The 23538-nt window shown below is 71.4% G+C and carries 21 protein-coding genes and 1 tRNA gene; 13 read left to right on the plus strand and 9 right to left on the minus strand.

What is annotated here, in order from left to right; genetic code table 11:
- Positions 1-99: 99 nt before the first annotated feature.
- The 5 genes from SLINC_RS22810 to SLINC_RS22830 form a co-directional block, all read right to left on the minus strand.
- Positions 100-1581, minus strand: a complete 1482-nt coding sequence (locus SLINC_RS22810) for a penicillin-binding transpeptidase domain-containing protein (protein ID WP_067436211.1) — start codon at positions 1579-1581, stop codon at positions 100-102.
- Positions 1578-3029: an FtsW/RodA/SpoVE family cell cycle protein gene (locus SLINC_RS22815; RefSeq protein WP_067436214.1), complete on the minus strand. Its 1452-nt coding sequence runs from the start codon at positions 3027-3029 to the stop codon at positions 1578-1580. Before SLINC_RS22815 ends, SLINC_RS22810 begins: the two co-directional genes overlap by 4 nt.
- A gap of 27 nt (positions 3030-3056) precedes the next feature.
- The gene (locus SLINC_RS22820; RefSeq protein ID WP_067445612.1) at positions 3057-4625 is read right to left on the minus strand and encodes a Stp1/IreP family PP2C-type Ser/Thr phosphatase; all 1569 of its coding nucleotides are present in this window, start codon (positions 4623-4625) and stop codon (positions 3057-3059) included.
- 98 nt (positions 4626-4723) lie between these two features.
- Positions 4724-5236 (minus strand): FHA domain-containing protein FhaB/FipA, encoded by a 513-nt coding sequence (locus tag SLINC_RS22825; protein WP_067436218.1) that lies wholly within the window; start codon positions 5234-5236, stop codon positions 4724-4726.
- A gap of 10 nt (positions 5237-5246) precedes the next feature.
- Positions 5247-6116, minus strand: coding sequence for an FhaA domain-containing protein (locus SLINC_RS22830; RefSeq protein WP_067436221.1), 870 nt, complete (start codon positions 6114-6116; stop codon positions 5247-5249).
- 492 nt (positions 6117-6608) lie between these two features.
- Between SLINC_RS22830 and SLINC_RS22835 the strand changes: the two genes are divergently transcribed.
- Positions 6609-6692 (plus strand) — tRNA-Leu (locus SLINC_RS22835).
- 124 nt (positions 6693-6816) lie between these two features.
- On the opposite strand, the gene SLINC_RS22840 is transcribed toward SLINC_RS22835, so the two are convergent.
- Positions 6817-7470 carry an FMN-dependent NADH-azoreductase gene (locus tag SLINC_RS22840; protein ID WP_067436224.1) on the minus strand — a complete coding sequence of 218 codons (654 nt, stop codon included), beginning with the start codon at positions 7468-7470 and terminating at the stop codon, positions 6817-6819.
- 151 nt (positions 7471-7621) lie between these two features.
- Between SLINC_RS22840 and SLINC_RS22845 the strand changes: the two genes are divergently transcribed.
- The 4 genes from SLINC_RS22845 to SLINC_RS22860 all read left to right on the plus strand — a co-directional run bounded on the left by SLINC_RS22845 (position 7622) and on the right by SLINC_RS22860 (position 10953).
- Positions 7622-7984: a winged helix-turn-helix transcriptional regulator gene (locus SLINC_RS22845; protein ID WP_067445613.1), complete on the plus strand. Its 363-nt coding sequence runs from the start codon at positions 7622-7624 to the stop codon at positions 7982-7984.
- 174 nt (positions 7985-8158) lie between these two features.
- Entirely contained in the window at positions 8159-9619 is a 1461-nt protein-coding gene (locus tag SLINC_RS22850) for a DUF2252 domain-containing protein (RefSeq protein ID WP_067436227.1), read from the plus strand.
- An 80-nt stretch (positions 9620-9699) separates the two neighbouring features.
- The gene (locus SLINC_RS22855) at positions 9700-10542 is read left to right on the plus strand and encodes a hypothetical protein (RefSeq protein WP_067436230.1); all 843 of its coding nucleotides are present in this window, start codon (positions 9700-9702) and stop codon (positions 10540-10542) included.
- A gap of 81 nt (positions 10543-10623) precedes the next feature.
- Positions 10624-10953: a rhodanese-like domain-containing protein gene (locus tag SLINC_RS22860; RefSeq protein WP_067436233.1), complete on the plus strand. Its 330-nt coding sequence runs from the start codon at positions 10624-10626 to the stop codon at positions 10951-10953.
- Positions 10954-10960: 7 nt separating this feature from the next.
- Here the strand turns inward: SLINC_RS22860 and SLINC_RS22865 are convergent, their stop codons facing one another.
- Positions 10961-12094, minus strand: a complete 1134-nt coding sequence (locus tag SLINC_RS22865; RefSeq protein WP_067436236.1) for an acyl-CoA dehydrogenase family protein — start codon at positions 12092-12094, stop codon at positions 10961-10963.
- 448 nt (positions 12095-12542) lie between these two features.
- On the opposite strand from SLINC_RS22865, the gene SLINC_RS22870 reads away from it, so the two are divergent.
- From SLINC_RS22870 to SLINC_RS22880, 3 genes are read left to right on the plus strand one after another with little or no spacing between them, the layout of a single operon-like run.
- Entirely contained in the window at positions 12543-13310 is a 768-nt protein-coding gene (locus tag SLINC_RS22870) for a DUF5819 family protein (protein WP_067436239.1), read from the plus strand.
- Entirely contained in the window at positions 13307-14521 is a 1215-nt protein-coding gene (locus SLINC_RS22875) for an HTTM domain-containing protein (protein ID WP_067436242.1), read from the plus strand. Before SLINC_RS22870 ends, SLINC_RS22875 begins: the two co-directional genes overlap by 4 nt.
- 16 nt (positions 14522-14537) lie before the next feature.
- Positions 14538-15278: a TrmH family RNA methyltransferase gene (locus SLINC_RS22880; protein WP_067436244.1), complete on the plus strand. Its 741-nt coding sequence runs from the start codon at positions 14538-14540 to the stop codon at positions 15276-15278.
- Between the two features lie 25 nt (positions 15279-15303).
- Here SLINC_RS22880 and paaN read toward each other — a convergent pair whose 3' ends face one another.
- A complete protein-coding gene (paaN, locus tag SLINC_RS22885; protein ID WP_067436249.1) occupies positions 15304-16995 on the minus strand; it encodes a phenylacetic acid degradation protein PaaN in 1692 nt (563 codons plus the stop codon).
- A gap of 213 nt (positions 16996-17208) precedes the next feature.
- On the opposite strand from paaN, the gene SLINC_RS22890 reads away from it, so the two are divergent.
- Positions 17209-18726, plus strand: coding sequence for a 3-hydroxyacyl-CoA dehydrogenase (locus SLINC_RS22890; RefSeq protein ID WP_067436252.1), 1518 nt, complete (start codon positions 17209-17211; stop codon positions 18724-18726).
- The gene (locus tag SLINC_RS22895) at positions 18723-19310 is read left to right on the plus strand and encodes a TetR/AcrR family transcriptional regulator (RefSeq protein WP_067436255.1); all 588 of its coding nucleotides are present in this window, start codon (positions 18723-18725) and stop codon (positions 19308-19310) included. The genes SLINC_RS22890 and SLINC_RS22895 overlap by 4 nt, the downstream gene beginning before the upstream one ends.
- A gap of 16 nt (positions 19311-19326) precedes the next feature.
- On the opposite strand, the gene SLINC_RS22900 is transcribed toward SLINC_RS22895, so the two are convergent.
- The gene (locus SLINC_RS22900; protein WP_067436257.1) at positions 19327-19812 is read right to left on the minus strand and encodes an Lrp/AsnC family transcriptional regulator; all 486 of its coding nucleotides are present in this window, start codon (positions 19810-19812) and stop codon (positions 19327-19329) included.
- A 190-nt stretch (positions 19813-20002) separates the two neighbouring features.
- On the opposite strand from SLINC_RS22900, the gene pdhA reads away from it, so the two are divergent.
- From pdhA to SLINC_RS22915, 3 genes are read left to right on the plus strand one after another with little or no spacing between them, the layout of a single operon-like run.
- Entirely contained in the window at positions 20003-21133 is a 1131-nt protein-coding gene (pdhA, locus tag SLINC_RS22905) for a pyruvate dehydrogenase (acetyl-transferring) E1 component subunit alpha (protein ID WP_067436259.1), read from the plus strand.
- Entirely contained in the window at positions 21130-22134 is a 1005-nt protein-coding gene (locus tag SLINC_RS22910) for an alpha-ketoacid dehydrogenase subunit beta (RefSeq protein WP_067436261.1), read from the plus strand. The genes pdhA and SLINC_RS22910 overlap by 4 nt, the downstream gene beginning before the upstream one ends.
- Entirely contained in the window at positions 22134-23453 is a 1320-nt protein-coding gene (locus tag SLINC_RS22915; protein WP_067436264.1) for a dihydrolipoamide acetyltransferase family protein, read from the plus strand. The genes SLINC_RS22910 and SLINC_RS22915 overlap by 1 nt, the downstream gene beginning before the upstream one ends.
- Positions 23454-23538: the final 85 nt, after the last annotated feature.

The following is a 23538-nucleotide window of genomic DNA, read 5'->3' on the forward strand; positions in this document are numbered from 1 at the left end:
TACCGTACCCGGCTAGCTTTGTGTGACCTGGCCAAGTGCGTCACCCGATACAGGACCGGTATCGCAACGTGCACCGATGTGAAGGGGACGTGAGCGGGGTCACTTCTTGCTGTTGATGACCGCCTCCATCACGCTCTTCGCGATGGGCGCCGCGAGGCCACCGCCGGAGATGTTCTCGCGGACGGCTTCGTCGTCCTGGACGACCACGGCCACGGCGACCGGCGCGCTGCCGTCGGCGATCTTGGCGTAGGAGATGAACCACGCGTAGGGGTTCTTGCTGTTGTTCTCGCCGTGCTGGGCGGTACCGGTCTTGCCGCCCACGGTGACACCGCCGCCGATCTGGGCGTTCTTGCCGGTGCCGTCCTTGACGACGGTCTCCATCATGTCCTGGAGGATCTGCGCGTTGCTCGCCGACAGCGGCTGGCTCAGCTCCTCCGGCTCGGTCTTCTCGATCGGGTCGAGGGTCGGGGCCTGGAGGGTGTCGACCATGTACGGCTTCATCAGCTTGCCGTCGTTGGCGACGGCCGAGGCGACCATGGCCATCTGGAGCGGGGTCGTGGCGGTGTTGAACTGGCCGATCGAGGAGAGCGCGGTCTCGGACGGGTTCATGTTGTCGGAGAAGTTCGAGGCGGTGGCGCGGACCGGCGTGAACTGCTCGGAGCCGAAGCCGAACTTCTTGGCCTCGGCGAGCATCTTGTCGTTGCCGAGGTCGGAGCCGACCTTGCCGAAGACGGTGTTGCAGGAGTACCGGAGGGCCACCCGCAGGCTCGCGTTCTCACAAGGGATGGTGCCCTCGTTCGGGAGAATGGTGGTGGTGCCCGGCATCGTCCACGGCAGTGGCGACTTCGTCTTCTGGTCGGCCGAGGTGTACAGGCCGTTCTCCAGCGCGGCCGCCGCGGTGACGACCTTGAAGGTGGAGCCGGGCGGGTAGGTCTCGCGCAGGGCGCGGTTGAGCATCGGGTCGTTCGGGTCGTTCTTCTTCTGGAGCTTCGTCCACGCGTCGGTGTCGGTCGTCGTGGAGTTGCCCGCGAAGGAGGAGGGGTCGTACGACGGGAAGGAGGCCAGCGCCAGGATCTTGCCGGTGGACGGCTCGATCGCGGCGACGGCGCCCTTGCCGCCCTGCTTCCTCAGACCGTCGTAGGCGGCCTTCTGGGCGGCTCCGTTGAGGGTGGTGACCACATTGCCGCCCTCCTTCTCCTTGCCCGTGAGCATGTCGAGGGTGTTGCGGAAGAACAGCCGGTCGTCGTTGCCGGTGAGGATGCCGTCCTCGATGGACTCCAGCTGGGTGGCACCGAAGGCCTGGGAGGCGTACCCGGTGACGGGCGCCCACATGGGACCGTTCATGTAGGTGCGCTTGAACTTGAAGTCGCTCCCGTCGGACTCCTTGGAGCCGGTGATCGCCTTGCCGTCGACGATGATGTTGCCGCGGGGCGAGGCGTACCGCTCGATGGTGACGCGGCGGTTTTCCTTGTTGGTGCGCAGCTCGTCGGCCTGGACGTACTGGATCCAGTTGTCGCGGATGAGCAGGGCCAGGACGAGGAGTCCGCAGAAGATCGCGATCCGGCGCAGGGGCTTGTTCATGACGGGCGGACCACCTGGGTCATCTCGGCGTCGGGGTTGGGAGCGGGGGCGGGGGCCGGGCGGCGTGCGGTGTCGCTGATGCGCAGCAGGATGCCGATCAGCGCCCAGTTGGCGATGACGGAGGAACCGCCGTACGCCACGAACGGGAGCGTCATACCGGTCAGCGGGATGAGGCCCATGACACCGCCGGCCACGACGAAGACCTGGAGCGCGAAGGCGCCGGACAGGCCGATGGCCAGCAGCTTGCCGAACGGGTCGCGGGCGGCGAGCGCCGTGCGCACACCGCGCTCGACGATCAGGCCGTAGAGCAGCAGGATCGCCATGACGCCCGCCAGACCCAGCTCCTCGCCGAAGGTGGCGAGGATGAAGTCGGAGTTGGCGGCGAAGCCGATGAGGTCGGAGTTGCCCTGCCCGAGGCCGGTGCCGAGGGTGCCGCCGGAACCGAAGGCCCACAGGGCCTGCATGGCCTGCTCGGAGTGGACGACGCCGTCCTGGACGCCGGCGCGGGAGAGCTCGTACTCGCGCATCGGGTCGAGCCAGGCCTGGACACGCGTCTGGATGTGCGGCTCGAAGCTCGCCACGCCGACCGCGCCGACCGCGGACATCAGCAGACCGAAGACGATCCAGCTGGTCCGCTCGGTGGCGACGTACAGCATGATGACGAACATCCCGAAGAACAGCAGGGATGTACCGAGGTCGGTCTCGAAGACCAGGATGAGGATCGACATCACCCAGACGACGAGGATCGGACCGAGGTCGCGGCCGCGCGGCAGGTACAGGCCCATGAAGCGACGGCTGGCCAGGGCCAGGGCGTCTCTCTTGACCATGAGATAGCCGGCGAAGAACACCGCGAGGGCGATCTTCGCGAACTCGCCGGGCTGGAGCGTGCCGAGGCCGGGGATCTTGATCCAGATCTTGGCGCCGTAGGTGGGGGCGCTGAGGCCGGGAATCAGCGGCATCACGAGCAGGAGCATGGCCCCGGCCATCGAGATGTAGGTGTAGCGCTGAAGGACGCGGTGGTCCTTGAGGAAGATCAGCACGACGACCAGCAGGGCGACGCCCATCGCCGAGTACAGCAGCTGGCGCGGTGCCGCTTCGACGAAGGTGCTGCTCCGCTGGAGTTTTTTGGACTGGTCCAGCCGCCAGATGATGACCAGGCCGATCCCGTTCAGCAGGGTGGCCAGCGGCAGCAGCAGGGGGTCGGCGTACGGGGCGAACTTCCGTACGACGAGATGGCCGATCCCCGCGAGCAGCCCGAGACCGAGTCCGTAGCTCAGCAGGCCGGGCGGCACCTTGTCGTTGATCGCGAGGCCCACGTTGGCGTACGCGAAGACCGGAATGAGAACCGCGAACGCCAACAACGCCAGCTCGGTGTTGCGCCGGCTCGGCGCGCCGATGGCGCCGATCGTGGACGTGTGGTGGGTCGGCGAGTTCGTAGTGCTGCTCATCGTGTGACTGGGCCTCTCACGGCTTGCCTACTGCGTACCGCATTGCCCGACGACCTGCTTCTCTTCCTCCGAGAGGGTGGGGCCGGGAGTGGGAGTAGGGGCGGTCGTGGACGGGGTCGGGGACGACGGTGAGCCCGAGGGGTTCGGGGTCGGTGTCGCCTTGGACGTGAGGGAGGTACGGGTGGTTCCCGTGGTGCCTCCGGCCTCGCCCTCTCCGGTCTTGGAGTTCTGCTCGCTCTCGGACTGCTGCTGCGCGACCCGCTTCTTGCACGCGGAGGCCTGCACGGCCAGCTCGTCGATCTTCTTCTGGGCGTTGCTCAGGCCGCCCTCGGCGATCGTGCCCTCGACCGACTTCTGCCAGTACTGCGGCAGGTACTTGAGTTCGATCTCGGGGTGGTCCTTCTCCACCTTCGAGAGCGACACCCAGGCCAGGTCCTGGCTGATGCCCCGGTACAGCGCGACATGGTCGTCGTTGACGCCGACGTAGTACTGCGTCTGCGTCCAGCGCCAGCCGCCGTAGAGCCCGCCGCCGACGACGGCGAGGGTGAGGGCGATGTAGAAGGATCTCTTCAGCCACTTGCGGCCCTTGCGGGGCTTGACGAAGTCGTCGTCGGAGTAGTCGCCGAAGCCGTTGGCGGGGATGTAACCGGTGGTGTCGCCGGAGCCGGGCGGGCCGAACTCGCCGCCCCCGCCGCCCTGTCCGGGCACCTGGCGGCCGAGCCCGGAGGCACGTCCCGCCGGGGTCTGCATGATGCCGGGGTCGTGCAGGTGGTTCTGGTTCTCGGCGACCGCGCCGACCACGACCGGGGTGTCGGAGAGCTGCCCGGCGAGGGTGTCCCCGGTGTCGAGGTCGAGGACGTCGGCGACGATGACGGTGATGTTGTCGGGGCCGCCGCCGCGCAGCGCGAGCTCGATGAGGCTCTGGACGGTCTCCTGGGGGCCCTGGTAGCTGGCGAGGGTGTCTTCGAGGGTCTGGTGGGAGACCACCCCGGACAGCCCGTCGGAGCAGATCAGGTAGCGGTCGCCGGCGCGGACCTCACGGATGGAGAGGTCGGGCTCGACGTGCTCGCCGCTGCCCAGCGCGCGCATGAGGAGCGAGCGCTGCGGGTGCGTGGTCGCCTCCTCCTCGGTGATGCGTCCCTCGTCGACGAGGCGCTGCACCCAGGTGTGGTCCTGCGTGATCTGGGTCAGGACGCCGTCGCGCAGCAGGTACGCGCGCGAGTCGCCGACGTGCACGAGACCGAGTCGCTGGCCGGTCCACAGCAGGGCGGTGAGCGTCGTGCCCATGCCCTCCAGCTGCGGGTCCTCCTCGACCATCGAACGCAGCTGGTCGTTGGCGCGCTGTACGGCGGTGCCGAGCGAGGTGAGGATGTCGGAGCCGGGGACGTCGTCGTCGAGCGCGACGATGGTGGAGATGGCCTCGGAGGAGGCGACCTCGCCGGCCGCGGCGCCGCCCATGCCGTCGGCGATCGCGAGCAGACGCGGCCCGGCGTATCCGGAGTCCTCGTTGCCCTCCCGGATCATGCCTTTGTGCGATCCGGCGGCGAAGCGCAGTGACAGACTCATGCGCACCTCGCCCGTCGGCTCCGGGTACATCCGCACGGTGCCCACCCTCCGGTCGGGAGCGCGCCGGGGCCCGGGGTGAGGGCCGCCGCTGCGTGCTCGCTCCGCTCGCGCTCATTCATGACGTAGCACTACTTCCGCAGCTCGATGACGGTCTTGCCGATGCGGAGGGGCGCGCCCGGCGCAATCGGTGTGGGGGTCGTCAGCCGCGTTCGGTCGAGGTACGTGCCGTTGGTGGAGCCCAGGTCCTCGACGATCCACTGGCCGTCGCGGTCCGGGTAGATCCTGGCATGGCGGCTGGAGGCGTAGTCGTCGTCCAGCACGATGGTGCTGTCGTGCGCCCGGCCCAGGGTGATGGTCTGTCCCTGGAGCGCGACCGTGGTGCCGGTGAGGGTGCCCTCCGTCACCACCAGTTTGGTCGGGGCGTTACGACGCTGTCGGCCCCCGGCGGCCTGCTGGCGCTGTTGCGGGGGCGCGGCTTGGCGGGCGGCCTGCTGCTGCCGTCCGCTCTCCCGCCGCGAGCCGCGCTGTGTGACGCGCGTTCCGAACAGGTCGCTGCGGATGACCTGCACGGCCACGATCACGAACAGCCACAGTACGGCCAGGAAACCCAGCCGCATGACCGTGAGGGTCAGCTCTGACATTGCCCCCGCTTCACCCTTCGGCTTGCCGGTAAATGATGGTGGTACTGCCCACGACGATCCGCGAGCCGTCGCGGAGCGTAGCGCGGGTGGTGTGCTGCCCGTCCACCACGATGCCGTTGGTGGATCCGAGATCCTGGACGGTCGAGGGCGTTCCGGTCCGGATCTCGCAGTGCCGGCGGGAGACGCCGGGGTCGTCGATCCGCACGTCGGCCTCGGTGCTGCGGCCCAGCACGAGTGTCGCGCGGGAGATCTGATGGCGGGTGCCGTTGATCTCGATCCAGTGGCGGGTGCGACCGCCCGCGGCGGGCGCGGCCGGGGGCCGCTGCGCACCCGCGGGCTGCGGGTAGCCGTAGCCGCCGCCACGGCCGCCGGGCGGTGGCGCGGCCGGCATCGGCGGGGCGCCCGAGGGCGCGGCGGCCGGCGGGTAGCCGTAGCCGCCGGGTGCGCCGGGGGCGGGAGAACCGGGGCGTCCGGCCGGTGCCGGCGCGGAAGCCTGCTGGTCGCTGGAGGAGGCGAGCGTACGGCTGCGCACCCGGTACAGGCCGGTGTCGAGGTCGTCCGCCTTCTCCAGGTGGACCTTGATCGGGCCCATGAAGGTGTAGCGCTGCTGCTTGGCGTAGTCGCGCACCATGCCGGCCAACTCGTCGCCGAGCTGGCCCGAGTAGGGGCTCAGCCGCTCGAAGTCCGGCGTGCTCAGCTCCACGATGAAGTCATTGGGTACGACCGTCCGGTCGCGGTTCCAGATGGTCGCGTTGTTGTCGCACTCGCGCTGGAGAGCGCCGGCGATCTCCACGGGCTGGACCTCGGACTTGAACACCTTGGCGAAGGTGCCGTTGACCAGACCTTCGAGACGCTGCTCGAACTTCTTCAGGACTCCCATGGGGCACCTCCTCCGTCCTTGCCGTCCTGGGTACTGCGTCGTGTGCCGCTGTGTGTACTGCTTGGCGTACTGCTTACCTGGTACTGCTTACTGATCGTATCCACGCGCCGGTGAATCGGCTGGTTCCCCCTGTCGGCCCGGTCGACAGGTGTCGACGCCTCCGAAGTTCCCTGTGGAGCCCCGCTTCGAACTCCGCTGTCGAACTCCGCTGTCAAGGATCGTAGAGGCGGCCGCAGACCAGTGTCCCGCACCTGACCGTGGACCCCGACCTGCTCCGGGGGAGACGGCCGCTACCGGTACGAGGTTGATACGTGAACCGGTACTGGTTGATACGTAGCCGAAAGAGCCCCGGGTCGGTCGGGTTCTCCAGAACCCGCTGGTGGGCGGCTGCCCGCCGGTAAGGGATGTGAATCCACCCCTGCCAGCGTGCTAATGTTCTGGGTGTCGGAAGGCGCCGAACCACACGGACCGGAGCCCCAGGACACACCCAATGCGCGGGTGGCGGAATAGGCAGACGCGCTGGATTCAGGTTCCAGTGCCCGCAAGGGCGTGGGGGTTCAACTCCCCCCTCGCGCACAGCTGGAAGCCCCGTAGGTCTCGGACCTACGGGGCTTTCTCGTATGTGCTGTTCGCCTCAGGTGAGGACAATCACATCGATGTTCCCCACCTGAGGCTCCCGCCGGGCTTCGCCGTCCGGCGGTTACGCGGCGAGGCGCTCCGTCAGCTCCTTGGCCTTGGCGGCGGCGTTCTGGAGAGCGCTCTCGCGGGAGGCCTCGAAGAGCGGGATCAGTTCGGACATCGCCGGGTTCTGCGGGGCGGACGTGAGCTCCGGCACGATGAAGTCGACGTCCACAGCGAGCATGTCGGTGAAGATCGCCGTCAGGTAGTTCTGCACGTATTCGTAGCCCTCGCGCGGGGTGCCCGGCGCGTAGGAGCCGCCGCGGCTGGCGACCACGGTGACCGGGGTGCCCTTGATCTTCGAGTCCTCGGTCATGGCGGTGCGGCCGATGAGGATCACGTTGTCCAGCCACGCCTTCAGGGTGGACGGGATCGCGAAGTTGTACATCGGGGCGCCGATCAGCACCGCGTCCGCCTGCTCCAGCTCCTCGATCAGCCGCACGCGTGCGTGGAAGGCGGCGGCCTGCTCGGGGCTGTGCGTCGCGGGATCGGAGAAGCCGGCGGTGTGGGCGTCGGCGCTGATGTGCGGCACCGGGTTCTTGGCGAGGTCGCGGTAGATCACCGTGCCCTCGGGGTGCTGCTCCTGCCAGGTCGTGCGGAAGGCGTCCGTCACGGTCCGGGACGCGGAGGCGTCGGTGGGGAACACGGACGAGTCGATGTGCAGCAGCGTGGCCATGGTTCTCCCAGGAGTGGTGGAGAGCGGGCCCGCGGGAGCCTTCGCCCGCAGGCTGAGGATTCGTACTCGACTATGGATAACACAGTCGCTTACTTTTTTTCACCCCGTATCGCGGGAGCAGTACCCTGAGGGCATGACGGTCGACGAGGGCATGCCGGTCGAGCAGCGCCACGACCCGGGGGCGTGCAAGCAGGTGGACCACGCCATCACGCGGGTGTTCCAGCTGCTCGGCAAGCGCTGGACCGGCCCGATCGTGTCCGTGCTGACCAATGGGCCCGCGTACTTCGTCGACCTGCGTCGCGCCATCCCCGGCATCAGCGAACGGATGCTCTCCGACCGGCTCACCGAACTCGGGGCCGCGGGACTCGTGGTCCGCGAGGTCGACGAGGGGCCGCCGCTGCGGGTGTCGTACCGGCTGACGGAGTCGGGGGCGGCCCTGGACCCCGCGCTCAGGGAACTGGGGAAGTGGGCGAAGCGGTATCTGCCGGAGGGCGAGCGGCCGACAGGGTGCTGAGCCGGGCTCGCGAGGCGTGCGGTCCTCCGCCGCTGCCTGCGGTTGCCTGCGGCGGCGTTTTCCACAGCTGTGGAGTTGTCCACAGGGTCTGACGCGTTTCCGCCACCGGCTGTACGGTCGGCACGAGTTGATGTTCGTGCGTGAGCCGGTACGTGTGCGGGGGAGGCGGTCGCTATGACCGAGGTCGGTGCCAGGACGGTTGCTGGGGACGCGGTGCCCGCTCGGCAGGTCGTGGCGGGTGACGGCGGTGCCCGTCGGCTGCCGCCGGTCCGCGGGTTCGCGCAGTGGCCCGGGCAGGGAACACCCAAGGAGGAGGGCAAGGCGCTGCGGAACCAGGTCCCGCGCGCGGCGCACGCCGCCCTCGACCTGGACATCTCCCGGCCCGACGCGGTCAGCGCCGTCGAGGAGTCCGGCCGCGGCCGGATCCCCGGGCTCACGCCGATACGCGTCGGCCGGATGGCGGCCACACCCTTCGCCTTCCTGCGCGGAACGGCCGGCCTCATGGCCTACGACCTCGCGCGCACCCCCATGACGAGGATCCGCGCCCAGATCTGCGGCGACGCCCACGCGGCCAACTTCGGTCTGTACGGCGACGCCCGCGGCGGCCTGGTCATCGACCTCAACGACTTCGACGAGACGGTGCTCGGCCCCTGGGAGTGGGACCTCAAGCGGCTCGCCGCCTCGCTCGTGCTGGCCGGCCGTGAGGCGGGCGCCGACGAGGACCGCTGCCGCAAGGCGGCGGGCGACGCGGCGGGCGCCTACCGCCGCACCATGCGGCTGCTGGCCAAGCTCCCGGTCCTGGACGCGTGGAACGCCATCGCGGACGAGGAACTCGTCTCCCACACCGACGCCCACGACCTGGTCGGCACCCTGGAGCGGGTCTCCGAGAAGGCGCGGGCCAACACCAGCGGCCGCTTCGCGGCGAAGTCGACCGAGCCGACCGAGGACGGCGGGCGCCGCTTCGTCGACGCCCCGCCGGTGCTGCGCCGCGTCCCGGACGCCGAGGCCACCGTGGTGGCGGCCGCCCTGGAGGAGTACGTCGGCACGCTCTCCGAGGACCGCCTCCCCCTCCTGGCCCGGCACGCGGTGCACGACGTGGCCTTCCGTGTCGTCGGCACCGGCAGCGTCGGCACCCGGTCCTACGTCGTGCTGCTCCTGGACCACCGGGGCGAGTCCCTCGTCCTCCAGGTCAAGGAGGTCCGTCCCTCGGCGCTGGTGCCGCATCTGGTGAGCGCCGGCTTCGAGGCGCCCGAGGCGGCGCACGAAGGGCGGCGCGTGGTGATGGGGCAGAAGCGCATGCAGGTGGTCAGCGACATCCTGCTGGGCTGGACGACGGTCGACGGACGCCCCTTCCAGGTACGCCAGTTCCGCAACCGCAAGGGCAGCGTCGACCCAGCCGCCCTGGCCGCCGACCAGATCGACGACTACGGCCGGATGACCGGCGCGCTCCTGGCCCGCGCCCACGCCCACAGCGCCGACCCGCGCCTGATCGCCGGCTACTGCGGCAAGAGCGAGGAACTGGACGAGGCCGTCGCCGCGTTCGCCGTCGCCTACGCCGACCGCACCGAGGCGGATCACGCGGAACTGGTGGCGGGCGTGCGGTCGGGGCGGATCGCGGCCGAGCTGGGGGTGTGAGAACGCTGGGAGCGCTGGACGGCCGGGGGTGACCGGGCGGTGCCGGAGGTTCCCGGCCGGGTGTGGCCTACGCTGGTCGGGTGACGACGCCGGAAGCTGAGCAAGGTGGTGTCCCCGGTGAGGACCGGGCGACGCCCGAGGGGGCTGCGCCCCGGCCCGAGGAGCGGCTGGAGCGGGCCGTACGGGCCGCCGAGCAGGCGCTGATCGAGTACGAGATCGCCGTCGAGACCTTCCGTATCGAGGTGGAGAACTTCTCGCGGCTGCACCACCAGAAGCTCGGCCCGATGTACACCCGGCTCGACGAGCTGGACGCGCTGATCGCCGAGGCACGGGCGGCCCGCAGCGGTGACCCCGAGGACCGGCGCAAGGCCGACGAGGCGCGGGCCCGGGTCATGCCGATGCCCGGGGTCGAGGAGCTGTTCGGCGGCTGGATGGACGGCCAGGGGCTGTTCCCGGAGGCCGAGGCGATGCTCACCGAGCAGCCGGTGCAGCCTCCGCAGCGGGTGCGGCCCAGCGACGAGGCCCGCAAGCTCTACCGCGAGCTGGCCCGCAAGGCCCACCCCGACCTGGCGCAGGAAGAAGGCGAGCGGAGCCGGCGCGAGGAGTTCATCACCCGGGTCAACGCCGCCTACGCCCGGGGCGACGAGCTACTCCTGCGGGAACTGGCCGAGGAGTGGGCCGCCGGGCCGAAGCCGCCCGAGCAGGGGCCGACGCCCAGTGACGAGCTCTACGCCCGCCTGGAGTGGCTCGCCCAGCGCAAGGAACTGCTCGCCGTGGTCGCGCGGGAGCTGGAGGAGGGCGCGATCGGCTCCATGCTGCGGATGGCTCCGGACGACCCGGACGCCCTGCTGGAGGAGATCGCCGAGAAGCTTCTGGCGGACGTCGCCGTGCGCGAGGCCGAGCTGGCGGAGCTGCTCGGCTAGGCGGTGTCCGGACGGACCCCGGTGCCCGTCCGTGCGGACGGCGGTGTCGGGTAGCGTCGGGGCATGGATTTCGGAGCTGGTGTGCCCACGGTCGAGGTCACGGACCTCAAGGACGGCGACTTCCTGCTGGACGTCCGCGAGGACGACGAGTGGCGGGCGGGTCACGCCGAAGGGGCGCTGCACATCCCCATCAGTGAGTTCGTTGCCCGGTACGGCGAGTTGACCGAGGCGGCGCCGCAGGACGGGCGGGTCCATGTGATCTGCCGCTCCGGCGGGCGCTCGGCCCAGGTCGCGATGTACCTCGTCCAGCAGGGCGTCGACGCGGTGAACGTGGACGGCGGGATGCAGGTGTGGGCCGCGGCGGGGCGGTCCGTGGTGACCGACGAGGGGCAGCAGGGGTTCGTTCTGTAGACGCGCCTCACGCCAGGGGGTGGGCCGCCAGCAGGTCGCCCAGGGCCTCCTCGTGGGCCGCGGCCGGACCGAGTGACAGCTCCAGATGCTTGGCCCAGGCGTGATAGCGGTGCAGGGGGTAGTCGACGTCGGCACCGAAGCCGCCGTGCAGGTGCTGGGCGGTCTGCACGACCCTCCGCACCCCCTCGCCGGCCCAGATCTTGGCGACGGCCACGTCACCGGAGGCGGGGAGGGTGCCCGGTGCTCCCGAGGCGATCCGCCACGCGGCCTGCCAGAGCGTGGCCTCCATGGCCCGCAGGTCGATGAAGCGGTCGGCGGCCTGCATGGCGACGGCCTGGAAGGTGGCGACCGGGAACCCGAACTGCTCCCGCTTGCCGGTGTACTCGCTCGTCATCCGCAGGACCCGCTCGCCCAGACCGAGAGCCAGCGCGCACGTCCCGGTGGTCAGCAGATCGCGCAGCCACTCCCACGCGCCCTCGGCCTCGACGACGTCCCGGGCGGCGAGCCGGGCCGAGTCCAGGCGCAGTTCGGCGAGCCGCTCGCCGGTGGTGGAGATCTGCTCGGCGAGCGCGACGCCCTCGTGGCGGCGGGGAACGGCCGCGAGGACGGTCAGATCGGCGGGCGTGCGGGCGGGGACGAGGACGACGTCGGCGCCGTAGGCCCACGGCACCGCCGTCTGCACGCCGTCCAGGATCCACGCGTCTGCCTCCCGGCGTGCGGTCACGGCGAGCTCGGCCGGGTCGTGGCCGGTGCGGCCGTTCGCGGCGACCGTGAGGACGACCTCGCCGCGACCGGCCGCGGGCAGCAGGGCGGACCTCAGCTCCGGGCCGCCGTGGGCCTGTACGGCGGCCATGGCCGCGCTGTGCTCCAGCAGCGGTACCCGGGCCAGGACCTTCGCCGCCTCGCGCAGCACCAGGCACAGGGCGATGGCGTCGAGGCCCGCGCCACCGTGCTCGGGGGCCGCGAGCAGGCTCAGCAGATCCGCGTCGGACAGCCTGGCCCACAGCGCGCGGTCGAAGTCCTCGGCGACGGCACCCGCCGTGAGGGACGGGCTGGGCACCGCGTCCGGCGCGACCCCGGCGAACACCCCCCGTGCCGCTTCGGCCGCCGCCTGCTGCTCCTCGCTGAAGGTGAAGTCCACGGTCCAGTCCTCCCGGCGGATTCGCTGATCTGACCGTCCTGATCTGACGGGCCGTCAAGATAGAACAGGTTCTAGAAGAAGGGAACGACTCTCGGGGGACCGCACCGACGGGCTCGGGGGCGGTGCGCCTGCCGATCGTTCGGTTCACCGGCTTCGATGCGGACGGCGCCGTAGGGTGTCAACCGCTGTGAACGGCCCGTGGGCCTGCCCGGACGTGGTGATGGCCACGTCGAGACGGGGCCGGAGGGGGCTGTGCCGGGCGGGCCTGCGTGAGTACCGTTCCGTGCGGGCGTCGTGGATGTCGCGTGAAGTCGGAGCGACGGCCGCGGTGGCCGCGGGCGATACCGGACGCCACGGGCGAAGCTGGGCACCACCGGCGAACGGCAGGGTGGTCGGGCGGTCCGGCGGCCGGGAAGAGGCCGGGATCGCGATCGGGAGACGGGGCGGAATGGACGCGTACGACGGAGGCTCGAAGGCCCCGCCGGGGCCGGACGAGCCGGGCGCGGCGCCCCCTTCGCCCCTGGCCGAGGGCCGTACCGGAGTAGCCGGTCTCTCGCTTCCGTACCAGATAGGTGTCGCCGTGGCCCTCGCGGTCGTCGCGGTCCTGGTGTGTGTGCAGGTGGGGATGGTGTTCCTGCATGTGGCGCCGTCGAACACGGTGACGAAGCAGCACGGCGGGGCGATCGACGACTGGATCTACCCGGAGTTCGAGCAGAACTGGAAGCTCTTCGCGCCGAACCCCTTGCAGCAGAACATCGCGGTCCAGGTCCGGGCGCAGGTCGCCACCGGGGACGGCGGGACGCGGACCACCGGCTGGTACGACCTGTCCGCCCAGGACGGCCGGGCCATCGACGGCAATCTGCTGCCGAGCCACACTCAGCAGAACGAGCTGCGGCGGGCCTGGGACTTCTTCGTCGCCACGCACGACGGCCAGAACCGCCCGGTGGGCCTGCGCGGCTCCCTGTCGGAGACGTATCTGCGCCGCATCGTGACCCTGCGCCTGGAACGCGATGACGTGGCCGGCAAGGGCGGTGCCGTCGAGCTCGTGCAGATCCGCTCGCGCACGACCAACGTGAAGCCGCCGAAGTGGAGCGACGAGACGGTCTCCGACCGGCCGGTCTACCGGGTGCTGCCCTGGTGGTCGCTGCCGAAGAACTCCGAGAGCACGGTGGCCACGGCCGCCGGGGCGGACCGGGCCGCGGGGAGCGCGCAGTGAACCGATTCTCCCTGTGCGTCTCCGGCGTCATCGCCCGTGTCACCGAGGCCGCCCTCGGCCCGTACCAGACCGCTGTCATCCGGATCGGCTTCAGCGCGACCTGGCTGCTGTTCCTGCTGCGCGAGTTCCCCCACCGCCAGGAGATGTACGGCCCCGACGGCCCCTGGAGCTGGGGACTCGCCGAGCAGCTGATCTCGACGAACGGCGCCTTCACGGCCCTGATGTGGTCCGACGGCCGCCTCTGGTTCGAATGTGTGTACGTGCTGGCCGTCCTGGCGAGCGTCCTGCTGCTGCTGGGCTGGCGCACCCGCACCATGACCGTGCTCTTCATGGTCGGGGTGCTCTCGCTCCAGAACCGCAGCATCTTCATGGGCGACGGCGGCGACAACGTCCTGCACCTGATGGGCATCTACCTCGTCTTCACGCGCTGCGGCCAGGTGTGGTCGCTGGACGCGCGGCGGGCCCGGCGCGCGCAGGCGGCACGGGCGCGCGGGGAGCGGGTGGTGGACCGGGCCGGTCCCGTCCTGTGGGGCGTGCTGGGTCTGGCGCTGGTCGCGGTGACCCTGGCCGGCCGGCTGTTCGAGGGCGACCGGTTCATCCCGCTGCTGCTGTGGGTCGTATGGCTCGCGCAGGCCCTGTGGTGGGCCGTCGGGCGGTTCGGCCGGTCGCGCGAGCCGCGGATCCTGCTCGATGTCGTCGGCAACATCGTCCACAACGGCGCGCTGCTCGTGATCATGGCCGAGGCGTGTCTGATCTACGCGACGGCCGGCTGGTACAAGATCCAGGGCACCCGCTGGCAGGACGGCACCGCCGTCTACTACCCCCTCCACCTCGACTACTTCTCGCCCTGGCCCGCCCTCGCCGACCTGCTGTCGGCCAGCGGCACGATGGTGCTCCTGGTGACCTACGGCACCGTGGCCGTGCAGGTCGCCTTCCCCTTCACGCTGTTCAACCGGCGGGTGAAGAACGTCCTGCTGGCGGCCATGATCACCGAGCACGCCGTGATCGCCGTGGTCCTCGGGCTGCCGTTCTTCTCGCTCGCGATGATCGCAACCGACGCGGTCTTCCTGCCGACGTCGTTCCTGCGCCGGCTCGGCGGCCGGGCGGAACGCGCGTGGGGGCGGCTGACCGCGCGTGTGCGCCGTGCTCCCGAGCCCGCGCCGCCGGTCCCGGAGGGCGCGAAGGACGCGCACGTGGGCCACACGGCATGACCGTAGGCTGCACGGCATGAGCGACCCCCTGAGCGCCTGGCACCGGCTCGCCGGCGGCTGCGTCCTGCTCGACGGCTTCCACGCCCTCAAGCACGCGGTGCGCTTCGGCGCCGAGGTCCCGGTGGCGGTGACCGCCGACCGCGCCGCCGCGCTGGCCCTCGCCGACGAACTGGCACCGGACGTACGGGAGACGCTGGACGCGCTGCTGACCGAGGTGCCGGAGACGGCGTACGCCTCCCTGGTGCCGCGCCCGCATCCCACGGCGGTGGCCGCCCTGGCCGTACGGCCGTCCCGCGAGGCCGGTCTGCGGACGCTGGAGCGCAGGCCCCGCGGCGCCCCGGTCGTGGTCCTCGACAACCCGCGCAACCTCGGGAACGCGGGCGCCGTGATCCGGCTGGCCGCCGGGTTCGGCGCGACCGGAGTCGTGACCACCGGCACGCTGGATCCCTGGCACCCCACGGTCGTGCGCGGTGGCGCGGGCCTGCACTTCGCGACCGTCGTGGAACGGCTGGCCGTCGACGAGCTGCCCGCCGGGCCGCTGTTCGCCCTCGACCCGGAGGGCGATGACATCCGGGGCGTCAAGCTCCCGGACGACGCCGTCCTCGCCTTCGGCTCCGAGCGCAGCGGGCTGTCCGCCGAACTGCGCGCGCGGACCGACCACCTGGTGGCGCTGCCGATGCGCCCCCAGGTCTCCAGCTACAACCTGGCGACGAGCGTGGCGATGACGCTGTACCACTGGAGCGCCGCCGGGTTCTGAGAGCGGGCGGGCAGGCGCGTGAGTGCTACGCCTCCCGGCGGACCTCGACGATCCGGAAGCGGTTGGCCACGAACGCCCCGTCGGTGAGTGCCGAGTTGGCCGCCGGGTTGCCGCCCGATCCGTGGAAGTCGGAGAACGCGGCCGTCTGGTTGACGTACACCCCGCCCGTGAGGTTCAGCGACAGCTGGGCCGCCTCGTCCAGGCAGACCTCCTGTACGGCCGACTCGACCTCCTCGTCGGTGGTGTACGCGCCGACCGTCATCGCGCCCTTCTCGCGGATCGTGCGCCGCAGCAACTCCACCGCGTCCGCGGCCGAGTCGACGGCCACGGCGAAGGAGACGGGACCGAAGCACTCGCTCATGTAGGCGGCCTCGTCGTCGGGCTTGGCGCCGTCGAGCTTCACCATGACAGGCGTGCGGACCACCGCCCCCTCGAACTCGGGGTTGCCGATCTCCCGTGAGGCGAGGGCGACTTCGCCGAGACCGGCGGCCGCCTCCAGGCGGGCCTTGACGTCCGGGTTGACGATCGCGCCGAGCAGGGCGTTCGCGCGGGCGTCGTCGCCGAGCAGGCCGTCGACCGCGCGGGCCAGGTCGGCGACCACCTCGTCGTAGGTCCGGGGGCCCTCCTCGGTGCGGATGCCGTCGCGGGGGATCAGGAGGTTCTGCGGGGTGGTGCACATCTGGCCGCTGTACAGGGACAGCGAGAAGGCCAGGTTGGAGAGCATGCCCTTGTAGTTGTCGGTGGAGTGCACCAGGACCGTGTTGACGCCGGCCTTCTCGGTGTAGACCTGCGCCTGGCGGGCGTTGGCCTCCAGCCAGTCGCCGAACGCCGTCGAGCCGGTGTAGTCGATGATCCGGATCTCCGGGCGGGTCGCCAGGGTCTTCGCGATGCCCTCGCCGGGCCGCTCGGCGGCCAGGGCCACCAGGTTCGGGTCGAAGCCGGCCTGACCCAGGACCTCGCGCGCGACCTGCACGGTGAGCGCGAGCGGCAGCACGGCGCGCGGGTGGGGCTTGACCAGGACGGCGTTGCCGGTGGCGAGGGAGGCGAACAGGCCCGGGTAGCCGTTCCACGTCGGGAAGGTGTTGCAGCCGATGAGCAGGGCGATCCCGCGCGGGACGGGGACGAAGAGCTTGGTCAGCGCGAGCGGGTCGCGCTTGCCCTGGGGCTTGGTCCACTCCGCCGTGTCGGGTGTGCGGACCTGCTCCACATAGGCGTAGGCCACTGCCTCCATGCCGCGGTCCTGGGCATGCGGGCCGCCGGCCTGGAACGCCATCATGAAGGCCTGGCCGGAGGTGTGCATGACCGCGTGCGCGAACTCGTGGGTCCGGTCGCTGATCCGCTTGAGGATCTCCAGGCACACCACCGCGCGGGCCTCCGCGCCCGCGTCCCGCCAGGCCTTCTGGCCCGCCTTCATGGCGGGCAGCAGCACGTCGACGTCCGCGTGCGGGTACTCCACGCCCAGCTCGATGCCGTACGGCGACACCTCGCCGCCCACCCAGCCGTCGGTGCCGGGCTGGCCGAGGTCGAGGCGGGTGCCCTGGAGGGCGTCGAAGGCGGCCTTGCCCGCCGCCGCGTCCAGGCTGCCGTGCTCGCCGTAGGCCTTGGGGTGTTCGGGGTGCGGGGACCAGTACGCGCGGGTACGGATCGCTTCCAGCGCCTGGTCGAGGGTGGGCCGGTGCTTGGCGATGAGCTCGTGCGTGGTCAGTTCGGCGGCCATGCGGGACCAACTCCTCGTTTCCTGAACTCTTCGTCGAGTCCATGACCTGGGCAGAAACATGGGCGGGACTATTGAGGGGTGGGGCGCGAAGCGTCTCGTTCAGGGTGGTGGTGGGCGACGGGTGGGCGGTCAGAGTTAGAGTAACCGAACGATCGGTCGGGACAAGGGGGTCCGCCGCATCTGTGGAAAACCCCGTGCGGGAGGATCGCGCACATGACAGCACTCGACCTCAGCAGCCCCGTGGCCGTCGTCGGCGCCGGCACCATGGGCCAGGGCATCGCCCAGGTCGCGTTGGTCGCCGGCCACTGCGTACGGCTGTACGACGCCGTCCCGGGCCGGGCCCAGGAGGCGGCCGACACCATCGGCGGGCGCCTCGACCGTCTCGTCGAGAAGGACCGGCTCGGCGGCGCCGACCGGGACGCGGCACGCGCCCGCCTGCTGCCCGCCTCCGACCTCGCCGACCTCGCCGACTGCACCCTGGTCGTCGAGGCCGTCCTGGAGCGGCTGGACGCCAAACAGGAACTGTTCCGCGCGCTGGAGGACGTGGTCGGTGAGGACTGTCTGCTCGCCACCAACACCTCGTCCCTGTCCGTGACGGCCATCGGCGGCGCCCTGCGCAACCCGGGCCGGTTCGTGGGCCTGCACTTCTTCAACCCGGCGCCGCTGCTGCCGCTGGTCGAGGTCGTCTCCGGGTTCGCCACGGACGTCACCTCGGCCACGCGCGCGTACGAGACGGCCCGTGCCTGGGGCAAGACGCCGGTGGCCTGCGCGGACACCCCCGGCTTCATCGTCAACCGCATCGCGCGCCCCTTCTACGCCGAGGCCTTCGCGGTCTACGAGGCCCAGGGCGCCGATCCCGCCACCATCGACGCGGTCCTGCGCGAGTGCGGGGGCTTCCGGATGGGCGCCTTCGAACTGACCGACCTCATCGGGCAGGACGTCAACGAGTCCGTCACGCGCTCGGTGTGGCGGTCCTTCTTCCAGGACGTGCGCTTCACGCCTTCGCTCGCCCAGCAGCGGCTCGTGGAGTCCGGCCGGCTCGGCCGCAAGACCGGGCAGGGCTGGTACGCCTACGGCGACGACGCCGAGCAGGCCGAGCCGCACACCGCGGAGCGGGCCCGCCCGCCCGCCTACGTGAGCGTCGAGGGCGACCTGGGTCCCGCGTCCGAGCTGGTCGGGCTGATCCGCGAGGCGGGCATCCAGGTCCGCGAGGAGGAAGAGGACCACGGCACCCGGCTGGTGCTGCCCGGCGGCGGTCAGCTGGCGCTGGCCGACGGGCAGACCTCGGTGGAGTTCCGGGACGTCGTCTACTTCGACCTCGCGCTCGACTACCGCCGGGCCACCCGGATCGCCCTGTCCGCCTCCCAGGACACCGCCCCGCAGACCCTCGCCGAGGCCACCGGGCTCTTCCAGGCGCTCGGCAAGGACGTCAGCGTCATCGGGGACGTCCCCGGGATGATCGTCGCCCGTACGGTCGCCCGGATCGTCGACCTCGCGCACGACGCCGTCGCCAAGGGCGTGGCCACCGAGGAGGACATCGACACCGCGATGCGCCTGGGCGTCAACTACCCGCTCGGCCCCTTCGAGTGGAGCCGCAGGCTCGGCCGCAACTGGGCCTACGCGCTCCTGGACGACCTGCATCTGCGCGATCCCTCCGGGCGGTACGCTCCGTCGCTCGCGCTGTACCGCCACGCGTACGCCACCGACAAGCGGGAGGGCGGCACCTCATGACCACCGCCAAGCGCGACACCTACACGCCCGAGACGCTGCTGTCCGTCGCCGTGCAGGTCTTCAACGAACGCGGCTACGACGGCACCTCCATGGAGCACCTCTCCAAGGCGGCCGGCATCTCCAAGTCCTCGATATACCACCACGTCACCGGCAAGGAGGAGCTGCTGCGCCGGGCCGTGAACCGGGCCCTGGACGGCCTCTTCGAGATCCTCGACGAGGAACACGCGCGCGTGGGGCTCGCCGCCGAGCGCCTGGAGTACGTCGTGCGGCGCATGGTCGAGGTGCTCATCGCCGAACTGCCCTACGTCACGCTGCTGCTGCGGGTGCGCGGCAACACGGGCACCGAGCGGTGGGCCCTGGAGCGGCGCCGCGACTTCGACCACCGGGTCGCCGAACTCCTCAAGGCCGCGGCCGCCGACGGCGACGTACGCGAGGACGTCGAGGTACGCCTCGCGACCCGCCTCGTCTTCGGGATGATCAACTCGATCGTGGAGTGGTACCGCCCCGACGGCCGGGGGATGAACGAACGCGAGGTCGCGGACGCGGTGGCACGGCTGGTGTTCGGCGGGCTGCGGGGAGCCTAGGACGGGCCCTGGGGTCCTAGCTCTGCGGTTCCAGGTCCTCCTCCTCGAAGACCAGCAGGGTGCGGGTGCTGAGGACCTCGGGGATGGCCTGGAGGCGGGTGAGGACCAGCTCGCGCAGGGCTCGGTTGTCGGGGGTGTGGATGAGGAGCAGGACGTCGAAGTCGCCGCCGACCAGGGCGATGTGCGAGGCGCCGGGGAGTTGCCGGAGCTGCTCGCGGACCGTGCGCCAGGAGTTCTGGACGATCTTCAGGGTGATGTAGGCCGACGTGCCCTGGCCGGCGCGCTCGTGGTCGACGCGGGCGCCGAAGCCGCGGATGACGCCGTCCTCGATGAGGCGGTTGATGCGCGCGTAGGCGTTGGCGCGCGAGACGTGGACCCGTTCGGCGACCGACCGTATCGACGCGCGGCCGTCCGCCTGGAGCATCTGGAGGATGTCCTGATCGATGGCGTCGAGCGGACGCGGGGACGGCGGGGGACCGCTGCCGTCCGGGCTCTCGGCCATTTGTTCAGGTGCCATGTCCCCCCGCCTCCCTCTCGTGGACGTACTGCGTCCATCTCAGGCTGTGGAGAACCGTTTGTCCACAGCCTGAGGGGGCCTGTAGCCAAAATGTGCCGGCGACCGAACAATCGGTAGGTGAGGCGCATCACACCCGTGGCGCGCCCGAAGCCGTCTCCCACGAGGAGGTGCCGTCATGACGGTCATGGAGCAGCGGGGCGCGTACCGGCCATCGCCGCCGCCCGCCTGGCAGCCCCGTACGGATCCCGCGCCGCTGTTGCCCGACGCCGAGCCGTACCGCGTCCTCGGCACACAGGCGGCCGCGCAGGCCGACCCCGAGCTGTTGCGCCGGCTGTACGCCGAGCTGGTGCGCGGCCGCAGGTACAACGCGCAGGCCACCGCCCTCACCAAGCAGGGCCGGCTCGCCGTCTACCCCTCCAGCACCGGCCAGGAGGCCTGCGAGGTCGCCGCCGCGCTGGCCCTCGAAGACCGTGACTGGCTCTTCCCCAGCTACCGCGACACCCTCGCCGCCGTCGCCCGGGGCCTCGACCCCGTCCAGGCGCTGACCCTGCTGCGCGGCGACTGGCACACCGGCTACGACCCGCGCGAGCACCGGGTGGCGCCCCTGTGTACCCCGCTCGCCACCCAGCTCCCGCACGCCGTGGGCCTCGCGCACGCCGCCCGTCTCAAGGGCGACGACGTGGTCGCGCTCGCCATGGTCGGCGACGGCGGCACCAGCGAGGGCGACTTCCACGAGGCGCTGAACTTCGCCGCCGTCTGGCAGGCGCCGGTCGTCTTCCTCGTCCAGAACAACGGTTTCGCCATCTCCGTCCCGCTCGCCAAGCAGACCGCGGCCCCGTCGCTGGCCCACAAGGCCGTCGGCTACGGCATGCCCGGACGCCTGGTCGACGGCAACGACGCGGCCGCCGTGCACGAGGTCCTGACCGCCGCCGTACGCCACGCGCGCGCGGGCGGCGGACCGACACTGGTGGAGGCCATCACCTACCGCGTCGAGGCCCACACCAACGCCGACGACGCGACCCGCTACCGCGGCGACGCCGAGGTCGAGACCTGGCGCGGACACGACCCGATCGCCCTCCTGGAGCACGAGCTGACCGAGCGCGGTCTGATCGACGAGGCGGGCATCCGGGCCGCGCGGGACGCCGCCGAGACCCTGGCCGCGGACCTGCGCGAACGCATGAACCAGGACCCGGTGCTCGACCCCATGGACCTCTTCGCCCATGTGTACGCCGAGCCCACCCCGCAACTGCGCGAGCAGCAGGACCAGTTGCGGGCCGAGCTGGCGGCGGAGGGGGAGCAGCGATGACCACCGTCGCGCTGAAGCCGGCCACCATGGCGCAGGCCCTCACGCGCGCGATGCGCGATGCGATGGCCGCCGACCCGAACGTCCACGTCATGGGCGAGGACGTCGGCACCCTCGGCGGGGTCTTCCGGGTCACCGACGGCCTCGCCAAGGAGTTCGGCGAGGACCGCTGCACGGACACCCCGCTCGCCGAGGCGGGCATCCTCGGCACGGCCGTCGGCATGGCGATGTACGGCCTCAGGCCGGTCGTGGAGATGCAGTTCGACGCGTTCGCCTACCCCGCCTTCGAGCAGCTGATCTCGCACGTCTCCCGGACGCGCAACCGCACCCGCGGCGCGATGCCCCTGCCGATCACCATCCGGGTCCCCTACGGCGGCGGCATCGGCGGCGTCGAGCACCACAGCGACTCCTCCGAGGCGTACTACATGGCGACTCCGGGGCTCCATGTCGTCACACCCGCGACCGTCGCCGACGCCTACGGTCTGCTGCGCGCCGCCATCGCCTCCGACGACCCCGTCGTCTTCCTCGAACCCAAGCGGCTGTACTGGTCGAAGGACTCCTGGAACCCGGACGAGCCGCAGAGCGTTGAACCCATCGGCCGCGCGGTGGTGCGGCGCTCGGGCCGGAGCGCCACGCTCATCACGTACGGACCGTCCGTGCCCGTCTGCCTCGAAGCCGCCGAGGCGGCCCGGGAGGAGGGCTGGGACCTCGAAGTCGTCGACCTGCGTTCCCTGGTGCCGTTCGACGACGAGACGGTCGCCGCCTCGGTACGGCGGACCGGGCGTGCGGTCGTCGTACACGAGTCGGGCGGGTTCGGCGGACCGGGCGGGGAGATCGCGGCCCGGGTCACGGAGCGCTGCTTCCACCACCTGGAGGCGCCGGTGCTGCGCGTGGCCGGGTTCGACATCCCCTACCCGCCGCCGATGCTGGAGCGTCACCACCTGCCCGGCGTGGACCGGATCCTGGACGCCGTGGGGCGTCTTCAGTGGGAGGCGGAGAACTGATGGCCCAGGTGCTGGAGTTCAGGCTGCCGGATCTCGGCGAGGGCCTGACCGAGGCGGAGATCGTCCGCTGGCTGGTGGAGGTCGGTGACGTCGTCACCGTCGACCAGCCGGTCGTCGAGGTCGAGACGGCCAAGGCGATGGTCGAGGTCCCCTGCCCCTACGGCGGCGTGGTCACCGCCCGCTACGGCGAGGAGGGCACGGAACTCCCCGTGGGGGCGCCGCTGATCACCGTCGCGGTGGGAGCGCCGGCCACCGGCGGGGACACCGAGAGCCGCGAGACCAAGGGCTCGGGCAACGTCCTTGTCGGATACGGCACTTCGGAGGCACCGGCGCGCAGGAGGCGGGTGCGGCCGGGGCAGCGGGTGCCCGCGGAGGCGAACGGGGCGGCCGGCACCGTGGCCACGGCTTCCACGGCTTCCGCGGCTCCCGAGGTGGCCGACGGCCCCGTTCCCGTGATCTCCCCGCTGGTGCGCAGGCTCGCCCGGGAGAACGGTCTCGACCTGCGGGAACTCACCGGCTCCGGGCCCGACGGACTGATCCTGCGGGCGGACGTCGAGTACGCGCTGCGGGCCGCCGCCACACAGGTCCGGGCCGCCGCGCCCGCCGAGCCGACGGCACCGCCTGCCTCCGCAGGCACCCGGATCCCCCTCAAGGGAGTCCGCGGGGCTGTCGCCGACAAGCTCTCCCGCAGCCGGCGCGAGATCCCGGAGGCCACCTGCTGGGTGGACGCCGACGCGACGGAGCTCATGCGGGCGCGCACCGCGATGAACGCCGCCGGCGGGCCGAAGATCTCCCTGATCGCCCTCCTGGCCCGGATCTGCACCGCGGCCCTGGCCCGCTTCCCCGAGCTCAACTCCACGGTGGACACGGAGGCCAGGGAGATCGTCCGGCTCGACCGGGTGCACCTCGGCTTCGCCGCGCAGACCGAACGGGGCCTGGTCGTACCGGTCGTGAAGGACGCCCACGCGCGCGACGCCCAGTCGCTGAGCGCGGAGTTCGCCCGGCTCACCGAGGCGGCCCGCACGGGCACCCTCACACCCGTGGAACTCACCGGCGGGACCTTCACGTTGAACAACTACGGCGTGTTCGGCGTCGACGGCTCCACACCGATCATCAACCACCCCGAGGCGGCCATGCTCGGCGTCGGCCGCATCGTCCCCAAGCCGTGGGTGCACGAGGGCGAGCTGGCCGTACGGCAGGTCGTCCAGCTCTCGCTCACCTTCGACCACCGGGTGTGCGACGGCGGCACGGCGGGCGGCTTCCTGCGGTACGTGGCGGACTGCGTGGAACAGCCGGCGGTGCTGCTGCGCACTCTGTGATCGCGGCGCCGCCCACACGTTGATCGCGGCGCCGCCCCCACGTTCCCTGTGATCCCACACGTTCCCTGTGATCGCGGCGGCACGC

The organism is Streptomyces lincolnensis, from assembly GCF_001685355.1.
Lineage (GTDB): Bacteria > Actinomycetota > Actinomycetes > Streptomycetales > Streptomycetaceae > Streptomyces > Streptomyces lincolnensis.

What these genes read in the sequence shown, in the direction of transcription:
- SLINC_RS22810 (WP_067436211.1), bottom strand. Translation starts at nt 1,581, where the DNA reads ATGAACAAGCCCCTGCGCCGGATCGCGATCTTCTGCGGACTCCTCGTC.
- SLINC_RS22815 (WP_067436214.1), bottom strand. Translation starts at nt 3,029, where the DNA reads ATGAGCAGCACTACGAACTCGCCGACCCACCACACGTCCACGATCGGC.
- SLINC_RS22820 (WP_067445612.1), bottom strand. Translation starts at nt 4,625, where the DNA reads ATGTACCCGGAGCCGACGGGCGAGGTGCGCATGAGTCTGTCACTGCGC.
- SLINC_RS22825 (WP_067436218.1), bottom strand. Translation starts at nt 5,236, where the DNA reads ATGTCAGAGCTGACCCTCACGGTCATGCGGCTGGGTTTCCTGGCCGTA.
- SLINC_RS22830 (WP_067436221.1), bottom strand. Translation starts at nt 6,116, where the DNA reads ATGGGAGTCCTGAAGAAGTTCGAGCAGCGTCTCGAAGGTCTGGTCAAC.
- SLINC_RS22840 (WP_067436224.1), bottom strand. Translation starts at nt 7,470, where the DNA reads ATGGCCACGCTGCTGCACATCGACTCGTCCGTGTTCCCCACCGACGCC.
- SLINC_RS22845 (WP_067445613.1), top strand. Translation starts at nt 7,622, where the DNA reads ATGCCGGTCGAGCAGCGCCACGACCCGGGGGCGTGCAAGCAGGTGGAC.
- SLINC_RS22850 (WP_067436227.1), top strand. Translation starts at nt 8,159, where the DNA reads ATGACCGAGGTCGGTGCCAGGACGGTTGCTGGGGACGCGGTGCCCGCT.
- SLINC_RS22870 (WP_067436239.1), top strand. Translation starts at nt 12,543, where the DNA reads ATGGACGCGTACGACGGAGGCTCGAAGGCCCCGCCGGGGCCGGACGAG.
- SLINC_RS22880 (WP_067436244.1), top strand. Translation starts at nt 14,538, where the DNA reads ATGAGCGACCCCCTGAGCGCCTGGCACCGGCTCGCCGGCGGCTGCGTC.
- paaN (WP_067436249.1), bottom strand. Translation starts at nt 16,995, where the DNA reads ATGGCCGCCGAACTGACCACGCACGAGCTCATCGCCAAGCACCGGCCC.
- SLINC_RS22890 (WP_067436252.1), top strand. Translation starts at nt 17,209, where the DNA reads ATGACAGCACTCGACCTCAGCAGCCCCGTGGCCGTCGTCGGCGCCGGC.
- SLINC_RS22895 (WP_067436255.1), top strand. Translation starts at nt 18,723, where the DNA reads ATGACCACCGCCAAGCGCGACACCTACACGCCCGAGACGCTGCTGTCC.
- SLINC_RS22900 (WP_067436257.1), bottom strand. Translation starts at nt 19,812, where the DNA reads ATGGCCGAGAGCCCGGACGGCAGCGGTCCCCCGCCGTCCCCGCGTCCG.
- pdhA (WP_067436259.1), top strand. Translation starts at nt 20,003, where the DNA reads ATGACGGTCATGGAGCAGCGGGGCGCGTACCGGCCATCGCCGCCGCCC.
- SLINC_RS22910 (WP_067436261.1), top strand. Translation starts at nt 21,130, where the DNA reads ATGACCACCGTCGCGCTGAAGCCGGCCACCATGGCGCAGGCCCTCACG.
- SLINC_RS22915 (WP_067436264.1), top strand. Translation starts at nt 22,134, where the DNA reads ATGGCCCAGGTGCTGGAGTTCAGGCTGCCGGATCTCGGCGAGGGCCTG.